At 65.5% G+C, this 7050-nt stretch carries 6 protein-coding genes and 1 pseudogene; 3 read left to right on the plus strand and 4 right to left on the minus strand.

Going from position 1 to position 7050, the window contains the following annotated elements:
• Positions 1-58: 58 nt before the first annotated feature.
• Together D6M19_RS30320 and D6M19_RS30325 are read left to right on the plus strand one after the other, a co-directional pair.
• Positions 59-2512, plus strand: a complete 2454-nt coding sequence (locus D6M19_RS30320) for a phosphoketolase family protein (protein ID WP_123028996.1) — start codon at positions 59-61, stop codon at positions 2510-2512.
• Between the two features lie 45 nt (positions 2513-2557).
• Positions 2558-3325 carry a CPBP family intramembrane glutamic endopeptidase gene (locus tag D6M19_RS30325; RefSeq protein ID WP_123028997.1) on the plus strand — a complete coding sequence of 256 codons (768 nt, stop codon included), beginning with the start codon at positions 2558-2560 and terminating at the stop codon, positions 3323-3325.
• Here the strand turns inward: D6M19_RS30325 and D6M19_RS30330 are convergent.
• Complete coding sequence (locus D6M19_RS30330; protein ID WP_123028998.1) at positions 3317-3910, minus strand: CGNR zinc finger domain-containing protein; 594 nt, start codon at positions 3908-3910, stop codon at positions 3317-3319. The genes D6M19_RS30325 and D6M19_RS30330 overlap by 9 nt on opposite strands.
• Before the next feature lie 117 nt (positions 3911-4027).
• Between D6M19_RS30330 and D6M19_RS30335 the strand changes: the two genes are divergently transcribed.
• On the plus strand, positions 4028-4516 hold the full coding sequence (locus D6M19_RS30335) for a hypothetical protein (RefSeq protein WP_327389833.1): 489 nt from the start codon (positions 4028-4030) through the stop codon (positions 4514-4516).
• An 8-nt stretch (positions 4517-4524) separates the two neighbouring features.
• On the opposite strand, the gene D6M19_RS30340 is transcribed toward D6M19_RS30335, so the two are convergent.
• The 3 genes and pseudogenes from D6M19_RS30340 to D6M19_RS30350 all read right to left on the minus strand — a co-directional run.
• Complete coding sequence (locus D6M19_RS30340; protein ID WP_123029009.1) at positions 4525-5526, minus strand: zinc-binding alcohol dehydrogenase family protein; 1002 nt, start codon at positions 5524-5526, stop codon at positions 4525-4527.
• A gap of 96 nt (positions 5527-5622) precedes the next feature.
• Positions 5623-5925 carry a GlsB/YeaQ/YmgE family stress response membrane protein gene (locus tag D6M19_RS30345; RefSeq protein WP_123028999.1) on the minus strand — a complete coding sequence of 101 codons (303 nt, stop codon included), beginning with the start codon at positions 5923-5925 and terminating at the stop codon, positions 5623-5625.
• Between the two features lie 166 nt (positions 5926-6091).
• Positions 6092-7050, minus strand: a pseudogene (locus D6M19_RS30350) (APA family fibronectin-binding glycoprotein); the annotation flags it as partial.

Here is a 7050-nt window from a genome sequence, read left to right on the forward strand (position 1 = left end):
GCACCGCCAGCCGTACCTCACCCACCCATTGTTCATCCGCAGCGACGATTATGGGGGCATGAGCACAGACGCCCTCTCGCCATCGGCAGATCTCTCCGACGAGGCCCTCCGGCAGATCGACGGGTGGTGGCGGGCCGCCAACTATCTGTCGGTGAGCCAGATATACCTGCTCGACAACCCGCTGTTGCGCAGGCCACTGGCGCGTGACGACATCAAGCCGCGGCTACTCGGGCACTGGGGCACGACGCCGGGGTTGAACTTCATCTACGCGCATTTGAACCACGCAATCAACCAGCGCGGCACGTCGATCATCTATCTCACGGGTCCCGGCCACGGCGGACCGGGTCTGGTCGCCAACGCCTATCTGGACGGCACCTACAGCGAGATCTATTCGGACATCACCCGAGACCACGAAGGGCTGCGCAGGCTTTGTCGGCAGTTCTCGTTCCCCGGCGGCATTCCGTCGCACGTTGCGCCGGAAACTCCGGGGTCGATCCACGAGGGCGGCGAGCTCGGATACGTGCTCTCGCATGCGTACGGCGCGGCTTTCGACAATCCCGATCTCGTTGTGGTTGCCGTGGTCGGCGATGGCGAGGCGGAGACAGGGGCGCTGGCCACCAGCTGGCATTCCAACAAGTTCACGCATCCCGTCAACGACGGGGTGGTCCTGCCGATCCTCCATCTCAATGGCTACAAGATCGCCAACCCCACTGTGCTGGATCGGATTTCGCAGGACGAGCTGCGCAGCCTGATGGTCGGCTACGGCCACAGCCCGTATTTCTTCGAAGTCGCCGAGCACGACGATGCCGCAGATGCACATCGGCGGTTCTCGGCCCTCATCGATCTGGTGCTCGGCGAAATCGCTGAGATAAAAGCCGCTGCCGCGGCCGGCGACGAGCGACGACCCCGATGGCCCATGATCGTTTACCGCACGCCAAAGGGTTGGACCGGCCCGGACTACATCGACGGTAAGAAGACAACGGGGTCGTGGCGCGCCCACCAGGTCCCGCTCGCCAGCGCCCGCGATACCCCCGAACACATGCAGGTGCTCGCCGACTGGCTGATGTCCTACCGCGCCGACGAATTGTTCGACGCAGACGGAAAACTCGACCCGGAGATCGCGGCGCTGGCGCCGCAGGGCCAGCTGCGGATGAGTGACAACCCCCACGCCAACGGCGGCTTGTTGCTCAAAGATCTACGGCTGCCCGACTTCCGGCCCTTCGGCGTCGACGTGCCCGCGCCGGGTGCGTCGACCGCCGAGGCGACGCGGGTGCTCGGGACGTGGCTCACCGAGGTGATCCGGCTCAACCCCGGCAACTTCCGCATCTTCGGGCCTGATGAGACCGCGTCAAACCGGCTGCAGGCGGTGTTCGACGTGACCGACAAACAGTGGAACGCCGAGTTCTTCGGCCCAGAAGTGGACGAGCACCTGGCCCGTACGGGCCGTGTGATGGAGATGCTCTCCGAACACCAGTGCCAAGGCTGGCTGGAGGGTTACCTGCTGACCGGCAGGCACGGCCTGTTCAACTGCTACGAGGCCTTCATCCACATCATCGACTCAATGTTCAACCAGCACGCCAAGTGGCTCAAGGTCACCAACGGCATCCCGTGGCGGCGTCCGATAGCGAGCCTGAATTACCTGTTGTCAAGCCATGTCTGGCGTCAGGACCACAACGGCTTCAGCCACCAGGATCCCGGCTTTATCGACCACGTGGTCAACAAGAGTGCCGCCGTCGTGCGCGTCTACCTCCCGCCAGACGCCAACACATTGCTTTCCACATACGACCATTGCCTGAGGTCGCGCCAATATGTCAACGTCGTCGTCGCGGGTAAGCAACCGCACCCGAACTTCCTCACCATGGACGAGGCGATCGCGCACTGCACGCGCGGCCTCGGGATCTGGGAGTGGGCGGGCAACGAGACGCTCGGCGAGGATCCCGACGTGGTCATTGCGGCGGCGGGCGATGTTCCCACCCTGGAGGCACTCGCGGCCGTCGACCTGTTGCGCCAGCACCTGCCGGACTTGTTGGTGAGGTTCGTCAACGTGGTGGACCTGATGCGCCTTCAGGACGACACCGAGCATCCGCACGGTTTGTCCGGCCGCGCATTCGACATGATTTTCACGTCGGATAAGCCAGTGATCTTCGCCTATCACGGTTACCCGTGGCTGATCCACCGGCTCACGTATCGCCGTACGGATGCCGGCAGGATCCACGTTCGCGGATACAAGGAGGAGGGCACCACGACCACCCCGTTCGACATGGTGATGCTCAACGACCTCGACCGCTATCACCTCGTCATCGATGTCATCGACCGCGTGCCGTTCTTGCAGTCCACCTGCGCGACGCTGCGTCAGCAGATGGTCGACAAGCGACTCGCCGCTCGGGAGTACACCCGCGAGCACGGCGACGACATCCCTGAGGTGCGTGACTGGGTATGGTCGGGCGCGCTCGGAGCGAACGTGGACGCGACCCTCGATGCCGCCGCGGCGACCGGCGGTGACAACGAGTAGGCGTCGACCTCGGCAAATGGCCTGCGCGGGTAGACTGGGTAGGTTATGTGTGACACGCCGGCCCAGCACGCTTCCGCCGCGCACCCGTCGGTGCTTCAGTTGGCCGCGTTACACCATTTCCGCACGTACATAGATATCGCAGTGGTTGTGGTGGTGTTGGCGATCACCAACCTCGTCGCCCACTTCACGACCCCGTGGGCCAGTATCGCCACCGTGCCCGCGGCGGCCGTCGGCCTCTTGGTACTGGTGCGGTCGCGTGGCCTTGGCTGGTCTGAGCTCGGGCTGAGCCGCGAGCACTGGAAGGCAGGCGCCGGCTATGCGTTGGCTGCGGTGGCCGTCGTGACCACCGTCGTCGTGATCGGGGCGTTACTGCCGTGGACCAGGCCGATGTTCATGAACAACAACTACGCCACGGTGTCGGGTGCGCTGATCGCGTCGATGATCATCATCCCGCTGCAAACGGTGATTCCCGAGGAGCTGGCGTTTCGCGGTGTGCTGCACGGCGCGCTGAACCGCGCATGGGGATTCCGAGGCGTCGCGGCGGCAGGATCACTGCTGTTCGGCCTCTGGCATATCGCCACCTCGTTTGGCCTGACCAGCAGCAATGTCGGATTCACCCGGATCTTCGGCGGTGGCATGGTCGGCACTATGGCCGGTGTGGTGCTGGCGGTGGCGGCCACCGCGGTCGCCGGGTTCGTCTTCACCTGGCTACGCCGCCGCAGCGGCAGCCTGATCGCGCCGATCGCGCTGCACTGGTCCCTGAATGGAATGGGCGCACTCGCGGCCGCCATGGTGTTCCACCTGTCAACCTGACTTCCCGCTGCGCTTGCGGGCGCGAAACTCGCGGTTCTTGAGTTTGTTTCCGCACGACGACATTTCGCACCAGGTACCGCCGTGGTTGCGGGATCGGTCGTAAAACGCCCACTGACATTCGTCGTTTCCGCACGCCTTGAGCCGTGCCCAGGACCCGTCGCGTTGCGCGTCGCGGATGATCAGCAGCAGCTCGATCATCCGGGCGGGCACCGAGTCACCGGTCGCCGTCAGCAGGATCTCGCCGCGCTCGTCGATATCGGCGCGCGCTGTGCTGTCGGTGGCGACGTCGCGCAGCGGTGCGAAGGCGCTGGGCGTCGGCGCCGGTCCGCCTGAGTTGTGCACAAGCATCGCGCGCAGACCCTCTCGGACGCCGCGCACGAGCGCGAGGTCGTCAGGTCGCAGATCCGATTCGGGCCCCAGCAGGCCGGTGGCCACCAGCCACGGCCTGGCGTCGTCGGGATCGGCGAGCCGGTCGGGGCCTTCGGGCAGCTCAACGGTATTGACCAGCGCCTGAACGCGGTTCAGCGGTTCGGGCGCCGGCTTGGACTCGACGTCACCGAGCCAATGCGGAGGTGTCGACGACATCTGCCCAGTCTAGAGCTGCATGACCGGTAAATCAATTTGACTAGTCATGCATGACCGGTGTAGCGTTTTTGATAGTCACAAGTTGGACACAATTCGGATGGAAAGAGGGCAGGCACCATGACCGCAAACAGGATCTCGATCGGCTTCCTTTCATCGGCGCAGGTTCACGGCGCGATGCGGCGCGACGAGGCTCAACGCGCCCCGCTCGGTAGGCGCGTGATCGCGCTGTTGAAGGCAAACAAGTTCGACCGGATGCTCGCGGTGGGTGTGTGTCCTCCCGAAGGAAGTGCACTCGCCATCCACGCGGCACGATTGACATCGGTCGACGAGCGCGAGGCCATCGCCCGGTCGTTGCGGCGTGTGGTCGACGACGCCCGTAACCGCAACGCGCTGGTGTCGTCGCGGATGGAGTTGAACGTGCCCAACATCACCGCCGCACAGGATCGAATCGACGAGGTCACCCTGCGGTTGCACTCGCCGCGGCCGGTCACTCCGCGAGGAGTCGCGCGGCTTCGGGTGTTGCTAGCCGATGGTGCAGGGCCGATGTACCGCTACGGCCGCGGCGATCTCGAGGGTCGTCTCGGCGCGGCACTGGCAGCGCTGTAATCGGTCCGCTACAGCCGCAGCACCGCGGCGCCGGAGATGCGTCCTGCGGCCAGGTCGGCGAGAGCGTCGTCGGCACGGTCGAGTGGATACTCCGGTGTGGTGACGGCAATCCGATGGCTGCCCGCGAACGCGAGAAACTCGCGGGCGTCCTTTCGGGTGTTGGACGTCACCGACCGAATCTGGCGCTCGAAGAACAGATGCCGTTCGTAGTTCAGCGCAGGGATGTCACTGAGGTAGATGCCCGCGATGGCAAGCGTGCCGCCGCGGTCGAGCGCCTCGAGCGCGGGCAGCACCAGCTGGCCGACCGGCGCGAACAATATGGCGGAATCCAGCTTCACCGGCGGGGTTTCGTCGGCCCCCTGCGCTGAGGCCGCTCCGAGCGCGAGCGCCAACTCGCGGGCATCCGCACCGCGGGTCATCACATGCACCTCGGCGCCCAGCGCCAATGCCACCTGAGCGGTGATGTGCGCGCTGCCCCCGAAGCCGTAGATCCCGAGTCGCCCGCCTGTCGGCAGATCGGCACGCAGCAAGGAGCGATAGCCGATGATGCCCGCGCACAACAGCGGGGCCAGCTCGGTTTCGGAGTACCCCGCAGGCAGCGGGTGGGCGAATGCGGCTGGAACCGTGGCGAATTCGGCATATCCACCGTCGGCGTCCCAACCCGTGTAGCGCGACCGCGGACACAGGTTCTCCTGCCCGCTGGTACAGAACTTGCACTCGCCACAGGTGTGGCGCAGCCACGCGACGCCGACGCGGTCACCTACAGCGAATTCGCCGCCGGTGTCCGAGCCGAGCGCCACCACCTCGGCGACCATTTCGTGTCCCGGTATGACGTTCGCCCGGTGTACGGGCAGGTCTCCCTCGGCAACATGCAAATCGGTGCGGCACACGCCGCACGCCCGCACGGCGACCAGGAGCTCATCGGGTGCCGGTGACGGCACAGGAACGGCGACGCGTTGCAGCGGACGCATGGTGATCGGACCGGGGCTGCGAACCTGCCATGCGGTCATCGACGTGCTGCTGCTGTTCATACGCGACGAACGTTCCTTACCAGTCGAATTCTCGCGCGAATATCACGGGTAAGGAACGTTCGGACTCGATTTGTCCTAACTCTTGCGCTGCACCATCCCGACGATCCACAACAGGATCACCGATCCCAGGATTGCGGTGAACAGTGTGAACCACCAACCCCCTGCGGCAGTGTCGAGGAAGAAGCTCAGCAGGAAGCCGCCGATCAACGCACCGACGATGCCGATCACGATGTTCATCAAAATGCCTGAGCCGCCGCCCTTGACCATCTTGCCTGCGATCCACCCGGCCAGTGCGCCGATGATGATGTAACCAATCCAGCCGACGCTGGTCAGTGTTGTTGATCGAGCGAGCAACTCGGTCGCTGCAAGGGCGTCCATTCCGCGATCTCCTGCCTGTCGGCGCCCAGCGCGACCGCTGGGCCAACCTCCGGTATACGCCCGAAGCGTAACGATTCGACCGTCGTATTGGACGCGAACAAGATCAAAATTCTTGGCGAACGAAAACGGCCGACCCGAATGTGGGTCGGCCGTTTTTCGCGTGTGGTCAGCCCGCGGGCATCATCCCCGGCGCGTTGGCCGGATCGACGGGAACGCCGACTCCCACCGGCGCACGCCCCGGTGGAGCTTCAGGCGGGGGCGGTGCGTTCGGGTCCGCGGGAGGCGCGTTGGGATCTGCGGGTGGCGGGGCCGCGTTCGGATCCGGTTCGGGCGGCGGAGGCGGAGCCCACGGGCGAATCGAATTGGCGAGGGTGGCCGCAGCGCCCTTGTCGATCGGATTGGTCGCGGTGCCAAGCCACACCACGAACCAGCGCTCGTTGCGCTGGCCACGCGGAGTCAACGGCTGGCCGGGTGCCACCGTAGGCGTCGCATTGCCGACCACACCTGCCCAGATCTGACCGGTCGGCTTGTTGGCGTCGGTGAACTTCACGTCGTATGCGGAGAAAGCGCCGGGCATCTCGGCGGTGCCGAGCGCCCCGTTCTCCTGATTGACCCGGGTGCCGGGGAACGGCATGAAGAACTCGCCCATATCCGAGGCCAACCGGGTGGCCGCCTTGCCATTGTCGGCCTCTGCTCCTGCGAACAGCTTCATGTCCAACCTGCCCAGCAGCACACTGGTGTCGTTCGCGGGCTGCGCGGCTTGCTGTCCGGGTGGCGTCGGAGCGGTCTCGCCGGGCTGTTCCTTGGTCAGCAGCGCCTGACCGTAGGACAACTGTCTGGCGTCGGAGACCTTCCAGCCGGCGGGCACCACATAGCTAAAGCCGCCCGCGGCGTTGTCGACACGGCCGGGCTCCGGTGGCGGTGGCGGTGGCGGTGCATTCGGATCGGCGGGAGGTGCATTGGGGTCGGCGGCTGGGGGTGCCGCCGGATCGGCCGGTGGCGGTGGCGGTGCATTCGGATCGGCGGGCGGGCCCTGTCGGAAGCGGTGTCTTATACATGTGTGACGCCTCCGACGAAGGATGAGGTGTGGCACGCGGTGGTGGCCGCGCTACAGACACAGATACA

This window comes from Mycolicibacterium stellerae (assembly GCF_003719305.1).
In the GTDB taxonomy this organism is placed as follows: Bacteria; Actinomycetota; Actinomycetes; order Mycobacteriales; family Mycobacteriaceae; genus Mycobacterium; species Mycobacterium stellerae.

Bases quoted from the DNA above. Each gene is read 5' to 3' on its own strand.
- D6M19_RS30345 (WP_123028999.1), bottom strand. From the start codon at position 5,925: ATGGACGCCCTTGCAGCGACCGAGTTGCTCGCTCGATCAACAACACTG.
- D6M19_RS30335 (WP_327389833.1), top strand. From the start codon at position 4,028: ATGACCGCAAACAGGATCTCGATCGGCTTCCTTTCATCGGCGCAGGTT.
- D6M19_RS30340 (WP_123029009.1), bottom strand. From the start codon at position 5,526: ATGACCGCATGGCAGGTTCGCAGCCCCGGTCCGATCACCATGCGTCCG.
- D6M19_RS30320 (WP_123028996.1), top strand. From the start codon at position 59: ATGAGCACAGACGCCCTCTCGCCATCGGCAGATCTCTCCGACGAGGCC.
- D6M19_RS30325 (WP_123028997.1), top strand. From the start codon at position 2,558: ATGTGTGACACGCCGGCCCAGCACGCTTCCGCCGCGCACCCGTCGGTG.
- D6M19_RS30330 (WP_123028998.1), bottom strand. From the start codon at position 3,910: ATGTCGTCGACACCTCCGCATTGGCTCGGTGACGTCGAGTCCAAGCCG.